Annotated in this window: 2 protein-coding genes; both read right to left on the bottom strand. The window is 67.0% G+C overall.

Annotation, left to right across the window (positions count from 1 at the left end):
- Nucleotides 1-467, bottom strand: a 467-nt coding sequence (locus tag GPA_RS19645; protein WP_049784211.1) for a type II toxin-antitoxin system VapC family toxin, incomplete at its 3' end; no start/stop codon positions are given.
- Nucleotides 464-688 (bottom strand): hypothetical protein (locus tag GPA_RS15735; protein ID WP_041239795.1); only part of this gene is annotated, 225 nt, incomplete at its 5' end. The genes GPA_RS15735 and GPA_RS19645, both read right to left, overlap by 4 nt.

Below are 688 nucleotides of genomic sequence, written 5' to 3'. Positions count from 1 at the left end.
ATGTCGGCCGGGTCGAGGCAGGCCACGGGCGCATGGCGCAGCAGCGCCCGGTCCGACGTGACCACGTAGTCGGCATCGACGCGCGCGGCGGCGGCCAGCAGCAGGTCGTCCTCGAAGTCGTCGTGGAGGTCGCGGTAGGTCATGGCGCGCAGGGCCTCGTTCTGCCCCACGGGCACGATCATCGAGAGCTCCATGACGTTGCGCACGCTCGACCACGCTGATTCGCGCACCGCCGCGGCAAAGAGCTCGTCAACGGGCTTGCCGTGCTCCCGCAGATACCGCTTCGTCTCCTGGCAGAGGAGGAAGAAAAGATCGGGCATCGTTGCCGACGAGGTGTGCAGCACGGCATCGGCTGCCGTCGCCTCCGCCATGAACCCCATCGCCGCTTCATGCGCTTCGGGCCTGCGCTCGAGGAAATAATCGATCCACACGTTCGTATCGACGAGCAGCTTCAGCGGCAGGCTCATGGCAGACCCCTCTCGGACGCCTTCTCGAGGTACGCCTCGTAGCGCAGATCGTCGTAGTAGGCCTCGTGGACCTCGTCGTCGTCGAGCTCCCTCTTCGGCTTGCCGAAGTACTCGTCCTCGCGCAGGTCCTCGCACGTGATCTTGCGCGGCGCCGGCACGGGCAGGCCGTTGTCGAGGAAGAAGTTCCGCCAGATGGCGGCCCCCTCGCGCACGAGGGCCAG

This window comes from Gordonibacter pamelaeae 7-10-1-b, assembly GCF_000210055.1.
Lineage (GTDB): Bacteria > Actinomycetota > Coriobacteriia > Coriobacteriales > Eggerthellaceae > Gordonibacter > Gordonibacter pamelaeae.
The sequence above is the reverse complement of the archived record's forward strand: the minus strand, read 5'-3'. Positions and strand labels throughout refer to the sequence as shown.